This window comes from Streptococcus mitis (assembly GCF_946190285.1).
GTDB lineage: Bacteria > Bacillota > Bacilli > Lactobacillales > Streptococcaceae > Streptococcus > Streptococcus mitis_CP.
Genome location: NZ_CAMHZX010000001.1, coordinates 135,886 through 151,382 on the forward strand (window position 1 = coordinate 135,886; position 15,497 = coordinate 151,382).

General features: G+C 40.8%; 14 protein-coding genes and 2 tRNA genes. All 16 read left to right on the forward strand.

The genetic code is table 11. The annotated features are described in order from the left end of the window. Window positions 1-11: 11 nt before the first annotated feature. The 16 genes from N8L39_RS00690 to sufU all read left to right on the forward strand — a co-directional run bounded on the left by N8L39_RS00690 (window position 12) and on the right by sufU (window position 15,470). Window positions 12-845, forward strand: a complete 834-nt coding sequence (locus N8L39_RS00690) for an aminoglycoside 6-adenylyltransferase (protein WP_261010003.1) — start codon at window positions 12-14, stop codon at window positions 843-845. Next, window positions 826-1,560, forward strand: a complete 735-nt coding sequence (locus N8L39_RS00695; protein WP_004261487.1) for a CPBP family intramembrane glutamic endopeptidase — start codon at window positions 826-828, stop codon at window positions 1,558-1,560. Before N8L39_RS00690 ends, N8L39_RS00695 begins: the two co-directional genes overlap by 20 nt. Window positions 1,561-1,612: 52 nt before the next feature. Further along, window positions 1,613-4,084: a DNA topoisomerase IV subunit A gene (parC, locus tag N8L39_RS00700; RefSeq protein ID WP_261010002.1), complete on the forward strand. Its 2,472-nt coding sequence runs from the start codon at window positions 1,613-1,615 to the stop codon at window positions 4,082-4,084. 134 nt (window positions 4,085-4,218) lie between these two features. Further along, on the forward strand, window positions 4,219-5,241 hold the full coding sequence (locus N8L39_RS00705) for a branched-chain amino acid aminotransferase (protein ID WP_033676924.1): 1,023 nt from the start codon (window positions 4,219-4,221) through the stop codon (window positions 5,239-5,241). Window positions 5,242-5,263: 22 nt separating this feature from the next. Next, a complete protein-coding gene (locus N8L39_RS00710; RefSeq protein ID WP_261010001.1) occupies window positions 5,264-7,231 on the forward strand; it encodes a peptide ABC transporter substrate-binding protein in 1,968 nt (655 codons plus the stop codon). 99 nt (window positions 7,232-7,330) lie between these two features. Beyond that, the gene (locus N8L39_RS00715) at window positions 7,331-7,561 is read left to right on the forward strand and encodes a DUF2969 domain-containing protein (RefSeq protein WP_000037113.1); all 231 of its coding nucleotides are present in this window, start codon (window positions 7,331-7,333) and stop codon (window positions 7,559-7,561) included. Between the two features lie 49 nt (window positions 7,562-7,610). After that, window positions 7,611-7,691: transfer RNA gene (locus N8L39_RS00720), tRNA-Tyr, on the forward strand. Window positions 7,692-7,700: 9 nt separating this feature from the next. Next, window positions 7,701-7,772 (forward strand) — tRNA-Gln (locus N8L39_RS00725). 161 nt (window positions 7,773-7,933) lie between these two features. Then, window positions 7,934-9,136, forward strand: coding sequence for a 30S ribosomal protein S1 (gene rpsA / locus N8L39_RS00730; RefSeq protein ID WP_001001631.1), 1,203 nt, complete (start codon window positions 7,934-7,936; stop codon window positions 9,134-9,136). Between the two features lie 85 nt (window positions 9,137-9,221). Then, the gene (locus N8L39_RS00735) at window positions 9,222-9,719 is read left to right on the forward strand and encodes a GAF domain-containing protein (RefSeq protein ID WP_261010000.1); all 498 of its coding nucleotides are present in this window, start codon (window positions 9,222-9,224) and stop codon (window positions 9,717-9,719) included. Beyond that, window positions 9,719-11,374 carry a DNA polymerase III subunit gamma/tau gene (gene dnaX / locus N8L39_RS00740; RefSeq protein ID WP_261009999.1) on the forward strand — a complete coding sequence of 552 codons (1,656 nt, stop codon included), beginning with the start codon at window positions 9,719-9,721 and terminating at the stop codon, window positions 11,372-11,374. Before N8L39_RS00735 ends, dnaX begins: the two co-directional genes overlap by 1 nt. 27 nt (window positions 11,375-11,401) lie before the next feature. Beyond that, window positions 11,402-11,596 (forward strand): DUF3272 domain-containing protein, encoded by a 195-nt coding sequence (locus N8L39_RS00745; RefSeq protein ID WP_001081602.1) that lies wholly within the window; start codon window positions 11,402-11,404, stop codon window positions 11,594-11,596. A 149-nt stretch (window positions 11,597-11,745) separates the two neighbouring features. Further along, window positions 11,746-12,516, forward strand: a complete 771-nt coding sequence (gene sufC, locus N8L39_RS00750; RefSeq protein WP_000114489.1) for a Fe-S cluster assembly ATPase SufC — start codon at window positions 11,746-11,748, stop codon at window positions 12,514-12,516. A gap of 27 nt (window positions 12,517-12,543) precedes the next feature. Next, entirely contained in the window at window positions 12,544-13,806 is a 1,263-nt protein-coding gene (gene sufD / locus N8L39_RS00755; RefSeq protein ID WP_261009998.1) for a Fe-S cluster assembly protein SufD, read from the forward strand. Window positions 13,807-13,816: 10 nt separating this feature from the next. Further along, window positions 13,817-15,043, forward strand: a complete 1,227-nt coding sequence (locus N8L39_RS00760) for a cysteine desulfurase (RefSeq protein WP_261009997.1) — start codon at window positions 13,817-13,819, stop codon at window positions 15,041-15,043. Beyond that, a complete protein-coding gene (gene sufU / locus N8L39_RS00765) occupies window positions 15,030-15,470 on the forward strand; it encodes a Fe-S cluster assembly sulfur transfer protein SufU (protein ID WP_125392945.1) in 441 nt (146 codons plus the stop codon). Before N8L39_RS00760 ends, sufU begins: the two co-directional genes overlap by 14 nt. The last annotated feature ends 27 nt before the right edge of the window (window positions 15,471-15,497 follow it).

Genomic DNA, 15,497 nt, shown 5'->3' on the forward strand with positions numbered 1-15,497 from the left:
TGGGTATCAACATGAGAGCTGAAACAGAAATGCTAGATCTGATTTTACAGACTGCCAAAACTTTACAAGTCAAAGCTGTCGCCATGTCTGGTTCACGGACAAACCCAAAGACCCCAAAAGATGAATTTCAAGACTATGACGTGGTCTATGTCGTGGACGATTTAGATAATATGACGAGTGACTTTTCTTGGCTAGGCCAGTTTGGCAAACGCATTATTGAGCAAGAGGTTGCTCTTGACCATCGTCGTCTATATCTTATGCTTTTTGAAGATGGTAATCGCATTGATTTGACTCTTTGCCCCGAAGAACACATTCAAGAGTGGGTGGACAGCGAGGCAGGATTCACTGTTTTGGAAGACCCAGAACATTTATTTGAATCCTGTTCCCAAAATCTAGAGCGTTACTGGACAATCCCAGCTACTGAAACGGATTTTGAAAAATCCTGTAATGAATTTTGGTGGGTGTCTGCCTATGTAGTCAAGGGCATTTGTCGCAAACAAGTCATCTATGCGACCGACCATCTCTACAGTATTTGTCAACAAGAACTCTTGAAAGTTTTGGCTTGGCTGGTCGCAAGCGATAGGGGAAAAGCTGATATCGGTAAGAATTACAAGTATCTCTTTAATTATTTACCTGCTGAGAAAGAGAAAGAATTCTCGAACCTGCTTGATTTCTCAAGTGTAGAGAAACTTACTCAGTCTTTGTTTTCTACTATGAAATTTTTCCACCAAGAGGCTCAGTCTCTTGCTCGAAAAATGGGATTTGACTACGATAAAGAAGTGGCTGAGAAGATGATTGAGTATGCTAAGGAGAGACTCGAAACAAATGAAACATTTACAAAATAATAAGATAACAAAATTTTTACTGATTAGTTTTCTCATTTCTTGGGGATTTGGTTGGGGATTGCTCGCTTTTCTGACGCAAATGAGCCTCTTAAGTCTAACGAGTCCACTGGGAGTTTTTCTCCATCTACTAGGAGGTTTCGGTCCAACCATTGCAGCCATTTCTTGTTTACCTCAAAAATCCATTAAAAGCATAGTCTCTTTTATCTTAGGGGACTCAAAGAAATATATTTTGTTATTTCTTTTACTAATTTTCGTGCAGACAGGTGTCATTGCTTTCTCCTCTAAGGAGCTTAATACGGCTTTTCCACTAGGAAATTTGTTAGTTGTTTTTTTGAGTGCAGTCTGTGTTTATGGTGGCGAAGAAGAATTGGGATGGCGAGGCATCTTGCAACCAACTTTAGAAACTAGATTCTCCTTTTGGATTTCCGGTTTGATAACAGGTTGTATTTGGGCAATATGGCATGTACCTTTATGGTTTGTGATTGGAAGTTCCCAAAGTGGGATGCCTTTTATATTATTTAGTCTATTTGCAATTTATCTCAGTATTCTTCTAGCAGCTGTTTTCAAAAAGACAAAGTCGGTCCTTTTTTGCGCCATTTTTCACGGTCTAATTAATACCCTACTTAGCTTATTTGTTATTAAAATTAATCTTTTATTCATTCTAGGATTAGTAGGATTGCTCTTCTTTTCTCACTACCTACAAAGAAACAGTTAAATTTATAAAATATAGATTTACTTTACAATAAAACACTAAAAAGAGAATTATTATGTCTAACATTCAAAACATGTCCCTTGAGGACATCATGGGAGAGCGCTTTGGTCGCTACTCCAAGTACATTATCCAAGATCGGGCTTTGCCAGATATTCGTGATGGCTTGAAGCCGGTGCAACGTCGTATTCTTTATTCTATGAATAAGGATGGCAATACCTTTGACAAGAGCTACCGCAAGTCGGCCAAGTCTGTCGGTAATATCATGGGGAATTTCCACCCACATGGTGACAGTTCTATCTATGATGCTATGGTTCGTATGTCACAGGACTGGAAAAATCGTGAGATTCTAGTCGAAATGCACGGTAATAACGGTTCTATGGACGGAGATCCGCCTGCAGCTATGCGTTATACAGAGGCGCGTTTGTCTGAGATTGCAGGCTATCTTCTTCAGGATATCGATAAAAAGACCGTTCCTTTTGCTTGGAACTTTGACGATACTGAAAAAGAGCCAACTGTTCTGCCGGCAGCCTTTCCAAACCTTTTGGTTAATGGTTCGACTGGGATTTCGGCTGGATATGCCACAGATATTCCTCCCCATAATTTGGCTGAGGTTATTGATGCGGCGGTTTATATGATTGACCACCCAACTGCCAAGGTAGACAAACTAATGGAATTCTTGCCTGGACCAGACTTCCCTACAGGAGGGATTATTCAGGGACGTGATGAAATCAAGAAGGCCTATGAAACAGGAAAAGGGCGCGTGGTCGTTCGTTCTAAGACCGAAATTGAAAAGCTAAAAGGTGGTAAGGAACAAATCGTTGTCACTGAGATTCCTTATGAAATCAACAAGGCCAATCTGGTTAAAAAAATCGATGATGTTCGTGTCAATAACAAGGTAGCAGGTCTTGCTGAGGTTCGGGATGAATCTGACCGTGACGGTCTTCGTATCGCCATTGAGCTAAAAAAAGACGCCAATACCGAGCTTGTTCTCAACTATCTATTTAAGTACACCGACCTACAAATCAACTACAACTTTAACATGGTGGCGATTGACAATTTCACACCTCGTCAGGTTGGGATTGTCCCAATCTTGTCTAGCTACATCGCCCACCGTCGTGAAGTGATTTTGGCGCGTTCACGCTTTGACAAGGAAAAGTCTGAGAAACGTCTCCATATCGTCGAAGGTTTGATTCGCGTGATTTCGATTTTGGACGAAGTCATTGCCCTTATCCGCGCTTCTGAGAATAAGGCTGACGCCAAGGAAAATCTCAAGGTTAGCTATGATTTTACAGAAGAGCAGGCTGAGGCTATCGTAACCTTGCAACTTTACCGTTTGACCAATACCGATGTGGTTGTCTTGCAGGAAGAAGAAGCAGAACTTCGTGAAAAGATTGCCATGCTTGCAGCGATCATTGGTGACGAACGGACTATGTACAATCTCATGAAGAAAGAGCTTCGTGAGGTTAAGAAGAAATTTGCGACTCCGCGTTTGAGTAGCTTAGAAGACACAGCAAAAGCAATCGAGATTGATACAGCTAGTCTGATTGCCGAGGAAGATACCTATGTCAGCGTAACCAAGGCAGGTTACATCAAGCGTACCAGCCCACGTTCCTTTGCTGCTTCAACTATAGATGAAATTGGTAAGCGTGATGATGACCGTTTGATCTTTGTTCAATCTGTCAAGACAACCCAGCATCTCTTGATGTTCACGACGCTTGGAAATGTCATTTATCGACCAATCCATGAATTGGCAGACATTCGCTGGAAGGATATCGGTGAGCATCTGAGCCAGACCATTACAAACTTTGAAGCTAACGAAGAAATCCTTTACGTGGAAGTCGTGGATCAGTTTGATGATGCGACAACCTACTTTGCTATAACTCGTCTTGGTCAAATCAAGCGTGTAGAACGTAAAGAATTTACTCCATGGCGCACCTACAAGTCTAAGTCTGTCAAGTATGCTAAGCTCAAAGATGAGACAGACCAGATTGTAGCAGTAGCTCCAATCAAACTGGATGATGTTCTCTTAATTAGCCAAAATGGTTATGCCCTTCGTTTCAATATCGAAGAGGTGCCGGTTGTCGGTGCCAAGGCTGCAGGTGTCAAGGCTATGAATTTGAAAGAAGATGACATTCTCCAGTCCGCCTTTATCTGCAATACCTCATCCTTCTACCTCTTAACCCAACGTGGAAGCTTGAAACGTGTTTCTATTGACGAAATTCCAGCAACCAGCCGTGCCAAACGAGGATTACAAGTCTTGCGTGAGTTGAAAAACAAACCGCATCGTGTCTTCTTGGCTGGTGCAGTTGTAGAACAAGGCTTCATCGGTGATCTCTTCAGTACAGAAGTGGAAGAAAATGACCAAACTTTGCTTGTCCAATCCAATAAAGGAACAATCTATCAAAGCCGATTGCAAGACTTGAACCTGTCAGAACGCACAAGCAACGGTAGCTTCATCTCTGACACGATTTCAGATGAAGAAGTTTTTGACGCTTATCTTAAAGAGATATTTACTGAAGCCAAATAAGTGAAATGAAGAATCAGTTCTAAGAGCTGGTTCTTTTTATTGAAGAAATTTTCTGAAAATTACAAAATATGCTTGCTATTTTAGAAAAATAGTGTAGAATAAAAGAAATAGGTTTTTAGAATAAGGAGTGGAATATGACAGTAACGATTGATTGGGAAAATCTCGGCTTTTCCTATATGAAATTACCTTATCGCTATATTGCTCATTTTAAAAATGGACAATGGAATCAAGGGGAGCTTACAGAGGATGCAACTTTGCATATTTCAGAGTCTTCTCCAAGTCTTCACTATGGCCAACAAGCATTTGAAGGTTTGAAAGCTTATCGGACTAAGGATGGCAGTGTTCAACTTTTCCGTCCTGACGAAAACGCCAAACGCCTGCAACGTACTTGTGATCGTCTCTTGATGCCACAAGTTCCGACAGATATGTTTGTAGAAGCTTGTAAGGCAGTTGTCCGCGCGAATGAAGAATACGTACCACCATATGGAACAGGTGGAACCCTTTATCTTCGTCCCCTTTTGATTGGTGTTGGAGATATTATCGGGGTAAAACCAGCAGAGGAATACATTTTCACTATCTTTGCTATGCCAGTTGGTAATTACTTTAAGGGTGGTTTGGTCCCAACTAACTTCTTGATTCAGGATGAATACGACCGTGCTGCTCCAAATGGTACAGGTGCCGCTAAGGTTGGGGGGAACTATGCTGCAAGTCTCTTGCCAGGGAAATTGGCTAAATCACGCCATTTTTCAGATGTTATCTACCTAGACCCTTCAACTCATACAAAGATTGAAGAAGTCGGTTCAGCTAACTTCTTTGGAATTACAGCTGACAATGAATTTGTAACACCATTGAGTCCATCTATCTTGCCATCTATTACTAAGTATTCTTTGCTTTATTTGGCAGAACACCGCTTGGGCTTGACACCTATTGAAGGTGATGTCCCAATTGATAATCTTGATCGTTTTGTAGAGGCAGGTGCCTGTGGTACGGCAGCAGTTATTTCACCAATTGGAGGTATTCAGCACGGTGATGATTTCCATGTATTCTATAGTGAAACAGAAGTTGGTCCTGTGACTCGTAAACTCTATGATGAATTGACTGGTATTCAGTTTGGTGATATTGAAGCGCCAGAAGGTTGGATTGTAAAAGTAGATTAAAATAAACAAAAGGAGATTTTTGATGAAATCGAAAAAGTGGCTCTTAACAGCAGGAGTGTTCCTGAGCACAACAGCTCTTTTAGTAGCTTGTGGAAAAGCTGATAAAGAAGCAGATGCACCGACAACATTTTCATATGTCTATGCAGTAGATCCAGCATCTTTGGACTATAGTATAGCGACTCGTACATCTACAACAGATGTCATCGGGAACGTAGTTGATGGCTTGATGGAAAACGACCAATACGGGAATGTTATTCCTTCTTTGGCTGAAGATTGGTCTGTGTCAAAAGATGGTTTGACTTATACCTATAAACTTCGTAAAGGAGTTAAATGGTATACTTCAGAAGGTGAAGAATACGCAGAAGTAACAGCCCATGACTTTGTGACAGGATTGAAACACGTAGCTGACGGTAAGTCAGACGGTGTTTCTCTCATCCAAAATTCAATCAAGGGCTTGGATGCCTACATGACTGGTGAAACCAACGATTTCTCTACAGTTGGTGTCAAGGCCTTGGACGATTACACAGTTGAATATACCCTCAACAAACCAGAAAGCTTCTGGAACTCTAAAGTCACAACAGCAACTATGTTGCCTGTAAATGAAGAGTTTTTGAAGGCATCAGGTAAAGATTATGGAGCAGTTACTCCAGCAGGGATTCTTTACAATGGTCCTTATATCTTGAAGACCTTGACGTCTAAATCGTTGATCGAATATGAGAAAAATCCAAACTACTGGGATAAAGAAAAGGTAAAAATCGAGAAGATCAAATTGACTTACTATGATGGTTCAGATCAGGAATCGTTGATTCGTAGCTTCTCTTCAGGTGCCTATACGACAGCTCGTCTCTTCCCAAGTAGCTCAAACTTTGCTTCAACTTTGGAACAATACGGAGATAAAATTACTTATAGCCCACAGGACTCAAGTAGTTATTACTTCACCTTTAACGTAAATCGTCAGTCATACAATAAAACTGCGAAAACGAGTGAAGAGCAAAAGACTTCTACTAAAGAAGCTATGCTGAATAAGGACTTCCGTCAGGCTATCAACTTTGCCTTCAACCGCCATTCTTATGCTGCCCAGCTAAATGGTGAAGACGGTGCGGACAAGATTATTCGTAACAGTCTCGTTCCTGACAACTTTGTGCAAGCAGGTGGTAAAAACTTTGGTCAAATCGCTCAAGCAGAGTTGGTGAACTATGGTGACCAATGGAAAGGTGTTGAGCTAGTTGATGGTAAGGATTCTATCTACAACCCTGACAAGGCTAAAGCAGCCTTTGAAAAAGCTAAGAAAGACTTGGAATCTAAAGGGGTAACTTTCCCAATTCACTTGGATGTCCCAGTTGAACAAACAGATACCATCGCCGTTCAACAAAGTAACTCTTTCAAACAGTCTATCGAATCAACTCTTGGTGCTGAAAATGTTGTCATTGATGTTCTTCAAATGACAGATAATGAAAAGGAAACAATCACTTCTCAAGCGCGTGTTCCTTCTCAAAAAGATTATGATTTGAACAGTACAGGATGGGCTCCAAGTTATCAAGACCCAGCATCTTACTTGAATATCATGGATCCTAAATCAGGCTCTGCCATGAAACACCTTGGTATTACGAAAGGAAAAGATAAGGATGTTGTAGCTAAACTTGGTTTGGACCAATATAAGAAATTATTGGATGATGCAGATTCAGAAACTACAAATCTTGAAGAACGCTATGAAAAATATGCCAAGGCTCAAGCTTGGTTGACAGATAGTTCATTATTGATGCCAACAGCCTCATCTGGTGGTTCTCCAGTTGTAAGTAATGTCGTGCCATTCTCAAAACCATACTCACAAGTTGGTATTAAGGGTGATCCATATATCTTTAAAGGTATGAAATTGCAAAAAGATATCGTTACAACCAAAGAATATGAAGAAGCGCTGAAAAAATGGCAAAAAGAAAAATTGGAATCAAACGGTAAGTACCAAAAAGAACTAGAAAAACACATTAAATAAAGCAGAAAAACTCTATATCAGACTCGGAATGATATAGAGTTTTTTCTTGCTAGTTTTAGGATTTTCTTGTAAAATAGAAAAAGTGAAGAGAGGTATGAAATGAGTAAGAAAGATAAAAAAATTGAAATTCAAGTAGCAGATGCTAAAGTCAATGTAGGAAAAGACAGTTTTGAAGGTTATACATTGACCATTGGTAAAAAAGTTATCGGAGAAATTGCCGAATTAGATGGACAATTTGCCATCATAAAGAATGGGAATGTCGATAGTTTTTATAAAAAATTGGAAAAAGCTGTGGAAATTTTGATTGAAAATTATAATTTAGCAAAATAAGTCTTGTTTTTTTGAAATTTTCATGATATAATAGTCCATGTTGATTGTAGGAGAGATAGCGAAGAGGCTAAACGCGGCGGACTGTAAATCCGCTCCTTCGGGTTCGGGGGTTCGAATCCCTCTCTCTCCATTTCATCAATGGGGTATAGCCAAGCGGTAAGGCAAGGGACTTTGACTCCCTCATGCGTTGGTTCGAATCCAGCTACCCCAGTTCTTAGGTAATGATCAAGATAAAAAGCAAAATATCTTAGGGTATTTTATTTTTATAATTGAAAGACGTGAACGATATGAACATGTCCTTGCGGGTGCTTAGGAAAAAAATTATAAGTATGTCAAGTTTAAGAAAAACTTGATTGTTGGAGGATTTTTTAGATGAACGAATTTGAAGATTTGCTAAATAGCGTTAGCCAAGTTGAGACTGGTGATGTTGTTAGTGCTGAAGTATTGACAGTTGATGCGACTCAAGCTAACGTTGCAATCTCTGGAACTGGTGTTGAAGGTGTCTTGACTCTTCGCGAATTGACAAACGATCGCGATGCAGATATCAATGACTTTGTTAAAGTAGGAGAAGTATTGGATGTTCTTGTACTTCGTCAAGTAGTTGGTAAAGATACTGATACAGTTACATACCTTGTATCTAAAAAACGCCTTGAAGCTCGCAAAGCATGGGACAAACTTGTTGGTCGCGAAGAAGAAGTTGTTACTGTTAAAGGAACTCGTGCCGTTAAAGGTGGACTTTCAGTAGAATTTGAAGGTGTTCGTGGATTTATCCCAGCTTCAATGTTGGATACTCGTTTCGTACGTAACACTGAGCGTTTTGTAGGTCAAGAATTTGATGCTAAAATCAAAGAAGTTGACGCTAAAGAAAACCGCTTCATCCTTTCACGTCGTGAAGTTGTTGAAGCAGCTACAGCAGCAGCTCGCGCTGAAGTATTCGGTAAATTGGCTGTTGGTGATGTAGTAACTGGTAAAGTTGCCCGTATTACAAGCTTCGGTGCTTTCATCGACCTTGGTGGTGTTGACGGATTGGTTCACTTGACTGAATTGTCACATGAACGTAACGTATCACCAAAATCAGTTGTAACTGTTGGTGAAGAAATTGAAGTGAAAATCCTTGATCTTAACGAAGAAGAAGGACGTGTATCACTTTCACTTAAGGCAACAACACCTGGACCATGGGATGGCGTTGAGCAAAAATTGGCTAAAGGTGATGTAGTAGAAGGAACAGTTAAACGTTTGACTGACTTCGGTGCATTTGTTGAAGTGTTGCCAGGTATCGATGGACTTGTTCACGTATCACAAATTTCACACAAACGTATTGAAAATCCAAAAGAAGCTCTTAAAGTTGGTCAAGAAGTTCAAGTTAAAGTTCTTGAAGTTAACGCAGATGCAGAGCGCGTATCACTTTCTATCAAAGCTCTTGAAGAGCGTCCAGCTCAAGAAGAAGGACAAAAAGAAGAAAAACGTGCTGCTCGTCCACGTCGTCCAAAACGTCAAGAAAAACGTGATTTCGAACTTCCAGAAACACAAACAGGATTCTCAATGGCTGACTTGTTCGGTGATATCGAACTTTAATCAAATTGAAAATTCATAAAATCCTTTGTTTACTAAACAAGGGATTTTTCTTTTGTCTGTAAGCCTTTTTTGATATAATAGTTCTATGTTAGAATCAGAAAAACAATCATGTTATCAAATGTTAAATGAAGAACTATCTTTTTTATTGGAAGGTGAAACTAATGTTTTGGCTAATCTTTCCAACGCCAGTGCTCTTCTAAAATCACGCTTTCCTAATACCGTATTTGCAGGCTTTTATCTGTTCGATGGAAAGGAATTGATTTTAGGTCCTTTCCAAGGCGGTGTTTCCTGCATCCGTATTGCGCTAGGCAAGGGTGTTTGTGGTGAGGCAGCTCATTTTCAGGAAACCGTTGTTGTTGGAGATGTAACGACTTATCCCAACTATATTTCTTGTGATAGTCGAGCTAAAAGTGAAATTGTTGTTCCGATGGTTAAGAATGGTCAATTACTTGGAGTTCTAGATCTTGATTCTTCAGAGATTGATGATTATGATGCTATGGATCGAGATTATTTGGAACAATTTGTCGCTATTTTGCTTGAAAAGACAGAATGGGACTTTACAATGTTTGGGGAGAAAGCCTAATGTATCAAGCACTTTATCGAAAATATAGAAGTCAAAACTTCTCCCAGTTGGTTGGACAGGAAGTTGTGGCTAAGACCCTTAAACAAGCAGTAGAGCAAGAGAAAATAAGTCATGCCTATCTTTTTTCTGGTCCACGTGGAACGGGAAAAACCAGTGTAGCCAAGATTTTTGCCAAAGCTATGAACTGTCCAAATCAAGTGGGTGGTGAACCTTGTAATAACTGCTATATTTGTCAAGCGGTGACGGATGGTAGTTTAGAAGATGTCATTGAAATGGATGCGGCCTCTAATAATGGGGTGGATGAAATTCGCGAAATTCGTGATAAATCTACCTACGCTCCTAGTCTTGCCCGTTATAAGGTTTACATCATAGATGAGGTTCACATGCTGTCTACAGGAGCTTTTAATGCCCTCCTAAAGACGCTGGAAGAGCCAACACAGAATGTGGTCTTTATTTTAGCTACTACTGAATTGCACAAGATTCCTGCTACGATTCTATCCCGTGTGCAACGTTTTGAATTTAAATCGATTAAGACACAGGATATTAAGGAACATATCCGCTATATCTTAGAAAAAGAAAATATCAGTTCTGAACCAGAGGCTGTGGAAATTATCGCTAGACGAGCTGAAGGTGGAATGCGGGACGCCTTGTCTATTTTGGATCAAGCCCTAAGTTTGACACAGGGAAACGAGCTGACGACTGCTATCTCTGAAGAAATTACTGGCACCATTAGTCTATCAGCCTTGGATGATTATGTGGCTGCCTTGTCTCAACAGGATGTTCCAAAGGCCCTAGCATGTTTAAATCTTCTCTTTGACAATGGAAAGAGTATGACTCGTTTTGTGACCGACCTTTTGCACTATTTAAGAGACTTGTTAATTGTCCAAACAGGGGGAGAAAATACTCATCATAGTCCAGTCTTTGTAGAAAATTTGACACTTCCTCAAGAAAATCTGTTTGAAATGATTCGCTTGGCGACAGTGAGTTTAGTAGATATTAAGTCTAGTTTGCAGCCAAAGATTTACGCTGAGATGATGACCATCCGTTTGGCAGAAATCAAGCTTGAACCAGCTCTTTCAGGGGCGGTTGAACATGAAATTGCTGCACTAAGACAGGAAGTTGCCCGTCTCAAACAAGAACTCGCCAATGTAGGAACTATACCCAAGCCAACTACTCCAGCACCTAGTCGACCAGCTACGGGCAAGACAGTCTATCGTGTGGATCGCAATAAAGTTCAATCTATCTTACAAGAGGCCGTCGAAAACCCTGATTTAGCACGTCAAAATTTAATTCGCTTGCAGAATGCCTGGGGAGAGGTAATTGAAAGTCTAGGTGGTCCTGATAAGGCTTTGCTAGTTGGTTCTCAACCGGTTGCGGCCAATGAACACCATGCTATTCTTGCTTTTGAGTCTAACTTCAATGCTGGTCAAACCATGAAACGGGACAATCTCAATACCATGTTTGGCAATATCCTCAGTCAGGCAGCAGGTTTTTCACCTGAGATTTTAGCTATTTCCATGGAGGAATGGAAAGAAGTTCGCGCAGCCTTTTCAGCCAAAGCCAAATCTTCTCAAACTGAAAAAGAAGCTGAAGAAAGCCTGATTCCGGAAGGATTTGAATTTTTGGCTGATAAAGTGAAGGTAGAGGAAGACTAAAGAAAGATTTCATGATACAATAAGTTTATGAATAGACAACAATTTATTATCATAGCACTGTTTACAGCTGCTGAGACCTATTTTTTCAATGAAGCCTGGATGACTGGTCGCTATATTATGGCAGCCTTTTGGGCCATTTTACTCTTCAGAAATTTTCGAGTCAGTTACTTGATGGGTAAAATAGTAGATGTCATTGACCAGCATTTAAAAGGGAAAGACTAGTCCTCAGCTTCTAGACAAAATCAAAGCCTTTTAGGCTTTTTTTTGTTATACTATAAAAGTATATTTATTGACCTATTACTGTATTTCTAGGGAAAACGAGTATGTTTCTAGTAAGTACTGTAAAGGCTGTAAAAAAGAAAGGAACTATCATGTCAGTATTAGAGATCAAAGATCTTCACGTTGAGATTGAAGGAAAAGAAATTTTAAAAGGGGTTAACCTGACCCTGAAAACAGGAGAAATTGCCGCTATCATGGGACCAAATGGTACTGGGAAATCAACTCTTTCAGCCGCTATCATGGGAAATCCAAACTATGAAGTTACCAAAGGTGAAGTTTTGTTTGATGGCGTAAACATCCTTGAGTTGGAAGTGGACGAACGTGCGCGTATGGGACTTTTCCTTGCTATGCAATATCCATCAGAAATTCCTGGAATTACCAATGCTGAGTTTCTTCGTGCAGCCATGAATGCTGGTAAAGAAGACGATGAAAAGATTTCAGTTCGTGAGTTTATCACTAAATTAGACGAGAAGATGGAATTGCTCAACATGAAAGAAGAAATGGCAGAGCGTTACCTCAATGAAGGTTTCTCTGGTGGTGAGAAAAAACGTAATGAAATTCTTCAGCTTTTGATGTTGGAACCAACTTTTGCCCTTTTGGATGAGATTGACTCTGGTCTTGATATTGATGCCCTTAAAGTTGTTTCTAAAGGTGTTAATGCCATGCGTGGTGAAGGCTTTGGTGCTATGATTATCACTCACTACCAACGTCTTTTGAACTACATCACACCTGATGTGGTACACGTCATGATGGAAGGTCGTGTTGTCCTTTCAGGTGGTCCAGAATTGGCTGCGCGTTTGGAACGTGAAGGATACGCAAAACTAGCTGAAGAACTTGGCTACGACTACAAGGAAGAATTGTAATTCCCTCGTATCTTTTAGGAGAAGTAAATGACTAAAGAAAATATTAAACTTTTTTCAGAAATGCACGCTGAACCAAGCTGGTTGGCTGATCTCCGTCAAAAAGCTTTTGACAAGATTGAGACTTTGGAATTACCAGTTATTGAGCGTGTCAAATTCCACCGTTGGAATCTGGGTGATGGAACGATTACAGAAAGTGAGCCATCAGTAAATGTTCCAGATTTCACAGCTCTAGATAATCACTTGAAATTGGTTCAAGTAGGAACTCAAACTGTTTTTGAGCAAACTCCAGTTGAGTTGGCTGAACAGGGTGTTGTCTTTACAGATTTCCATTCAGCTTTAGAAGAAATTCCAGAGCTGATCGAAGAATTCTTCATGTCATCTGTTAAGTATGACGATGACAAGTTGGCAGCCTACCACACAGCTTATTTCAACAGTGGTGCTGTTCTCTATATTCCTGATAATGTTGAGATTAAAGAACCAATCGAAGGAATTTTCTACCAAGACAGCGATAGCGATGTGCCGTTTAACAAGCATATTATGATTATCGCTGGTAAGAACAGTAAGATTAGCTATTTGGAACGTTTGGAATCTCGTGGTGAGGGTAGTGCGAAAGCAACTGCCAATATCACAGTAGAAGTGATTGCACGTTCTGGTGCTCAAGTGAAGTTTGCTGCAATCGACCGTCTAGGTGAAAACGTCACTGCCTACATTAGCCGTCGTGGTAAATTAGGCAACGATGCAAGCATTGACTGGGCAATCGGTGTCATGAACGAAGGGAACGTCGTTGCGGACTTTGATAGTGACTTGATTGGTAACGGTAGCCATGCAGATCTCAAGGTTGTAGCTCTTTCAAGTGGCCGTCAAGTGCAAGGAATTGATACTCGTGTAACCAACTATGGTTGCAACTCAATCGGAAATATCCTTCAACATGGGGTTATTCTTGAAAGAGCAACCTTGACCTTCAATGGTATTGGCCATATTATCAAGGGTGCCAAGGGAGCAGATGCGCAACAAGAGAGCCGTGTTCTTATGCTTTCAGACCAAGCGCGTTCAGATGCCAATCCAATTCTTTTGATTGACGAAAATGATGTTACTGCAGGTCACGCAGCTTCTATCGGTCAGGTAGATCCAGAAGATATGTATTACCTCATGAGCCGTGGCTTGGATAAGGCAACTGCAGAACGCTTGGTTGTTCGTGGTTTCCTTGGATCTGTTATCGTTGAGATTCCAGTCAAGGAAGTTCGTGATGAAATGATTGCAACTATCGAAGAAAAATTGTCAAAACGCTAAGGGGTAGCCTATGTTAGATGTAGAAGCGATTCGCAAGGATTTTCCAATTTTAGACCAGATTGTTAATGATGAACCATTGGTTTATTTGGACAATGCTGCGACGACACAAAAACCACTAGCAGTTCTGGAGACGATTAACCGCTACTATGAGAACGACAATGCCAATGTTCATCGTGGCGTTCATACCTTGGCAGAAAGGGCGACAGCTTCTTATGAGGCGGCTCGTGAAACCATTCGTAAGTTTATCAATGCAGGCTCTACAAAGGAAGTTCTCTTTACTAGAGGAACTACGACCAGTCTCAACTGGGTTGCACGTTTCGCTGAGGAAGTCTTGACTGAGGGAGACCAGGTCTTGATTTCCGTCATGGAACACCATTCCAATATCATTCCATGGCAGGAAGCCTGCCGTAAGACTGGGGCAGAGCTTGTCTATATCTATCTCAAGAATGGAGCTCTGGATATGGATGATTTGCGAGCTAAATTGACTGATAAAGTTAAGTTTGTCTCCCTTGCTCACGCCTCAAATGTTCTTGGTGTGGTCAATCCAATCAAAGAAATCACTCAATTGGCCCATCAAGTTGGAGCCATCATGGTGGTGGATGGTGCTCAATCTACTCCTCATATGAAGATCGATGTCCGGGACTTGGATGTGGACTTCTTTGCCTTTTCAGGTCACAAGATGGCTGGTCCGACTGGTATCGGTGTTCTTTATGGCAAAGAAAAATATCTGGAACAAATGTCACCTCTTGAATTTGGCGGTGAGATGATTGATTTCGTCTATGAGCAGTCTGCTAGCTGGAAGGAGTTGCCTTGGAAATTTGAGGCTGGAACTCCTAATATGGCAGGTGCTATTGGACTTGCAGCAGCAGTGGATTATCTAGAAAACATCGGTATGGATGCAATTGAAGCCCATGAACAAGAATTGATCGCATACGTCTATCCAAAACTGCAGGCGATTGAAGGATTGACTATTTATGGTTCGCAGGACTTGGCTCAACGTTCAGGTGTAATTGCCTTTAACCTAGGCGACCTTCATCCGCATGACCTTGCTACAGCACTGGATTATGAAGGAGTAGCAGTTCGTGCAGGTCACCATTGCGCCCAACCTTTGCTCCAATATTTGGAAGTTCCAGCAACAGCTCGTGCAAGTTTTTATATCTACAATACCAAGGCAGATTGTGACAACCTAGTCGATGCCCTACAAAAGACAAAGGAGTTTTTCAATGGCACTTTCTAAACTAGATAGCCTTTATATGGCAGTGGTAGCGGACCATTCGAAAAATCCACATCACCAAGGGAAGTTAGAAGACGCTGAGCAAATCAGTCTCAACAATCCGACCTGTGGAGATGTTATCAATCTCTCTGTCAAGTTTGATGCAGAAGACCGCTTGGAGGATATTGCTTTTCTAAATTCAGGCTGTACCATCTCGACCGCCTCTGCAAGCATGATGACAGATGCCGTTTTAGGCAAAACCAAACAAGAAATTTTAGAACTTGCAACTATTTTTTCTGAAATGGTTCAAGGGCAAAAAGATGAGCGTCAAGATCAACTAGGCGATGCAGCTTTCTTGTCAGGTGTTGCCAAATTCCCTCAACGAATCAAGTGTGCGACCCTAGCTTGGAACGCCCTGAAGAAAACAATTGAAAATCAAGAAAACAAGTAAGGCAAGTTTCTTTTGTCTTATGAATCA

Bases quoted from the DNA above. Each gene is read 5' to 3' on its own strand.
- N8L39_RS00690 (WP_261010003.1), top strand. From the start codon at position 12: ATGAGAGCTGAAACAGAAATGCTAGATCTGATTTTACAGACTGCCAAA.
- N8L39_RS00695 (WP_004261487.1), top strand. From the start codon at position 826: ATGAAACATTTACAAAATAATAAGATAACAAAATTTTTACTGATTAGT.
- parC (WP_261010002.1), top strand. From the start codon at position 1,613: ATGTCTAACATTCAAAACATGTCCCTTGAGGACATCATGGGAGAGCGC.
- N8L39_RS00705 (WP_033676924.1), top strand. From the start codon at position 4,219: ATGACAGTAACGATTGATTGGGAAAATCTCGGCTTTTCCTATATGAAA.
- N8L39_RS00710 (WP_261010001.1), top strand. From the start codon at position 5,264: ATGAAATCGAAAAAGTGGCTCTTAACAGCAGGAGTGTTCCTGAGCACA.
- N8L39_RS00715 (WP_000037113.1), top strand. From the start codon at position 7,331: ATGAGTAAGAAAGATAAAAAAATTGAAATTCAAGTAGCAGATGCTAAA.
- rpsA (WP_001001631.1), top strand. From the start codon at position 7,934: ATGAACGAATTTGAAGATTTGCTAAATAGCGTTAGCCAAGTTGAGACT.
- N8L39_RS00735 (WP_261010000.1), top strand. From the start codon at position 9,222: ATGTTAGAATCAGAAAAACAATCATGTTATCAAATGTTAAATGAAGAA.
- dnaX (WP_261009999.1), top strand. From the start codon at position 9,719: ATGTATCAAGCACTTTATCGAAAATATAGAAGTCAAAACTTCTCCCAG.
- N8L39_RS00745 (WP_001081602.1), top strand. From the start codon at position 11,402: ATGAATAGACAACAATTTATTATCATAGCACTGTTTACAGCTGCTGAG.
- sufC (WP_000114489.1), top strand. From the start codon at position 11,746: ATGTCAGTATTAGAGATCAAAGATCTTCACGTTGAGATTGAAGGAAAA.
- sufD (WP_261009998.1), top strand. From the start codon at position 12,544: ATGACTAAAGAAAATATTAAACTTTTTTCAGAAATGCACGCTGAACCA.
- N8L39_RS00760 (WP_261009997.1), top strand. From the start codon at position 13,817: ATGTTAGATGTAGAAGCGATTCGCAAGGATTTTCCAATTTTAGACCAG.
- sufU (WP_125392945.1), top strand. From the start codon at position 15,030: ATGGCACTTTCTAAACTAGATAGCCTTTATATGGCAGTGGTAGCGGAC.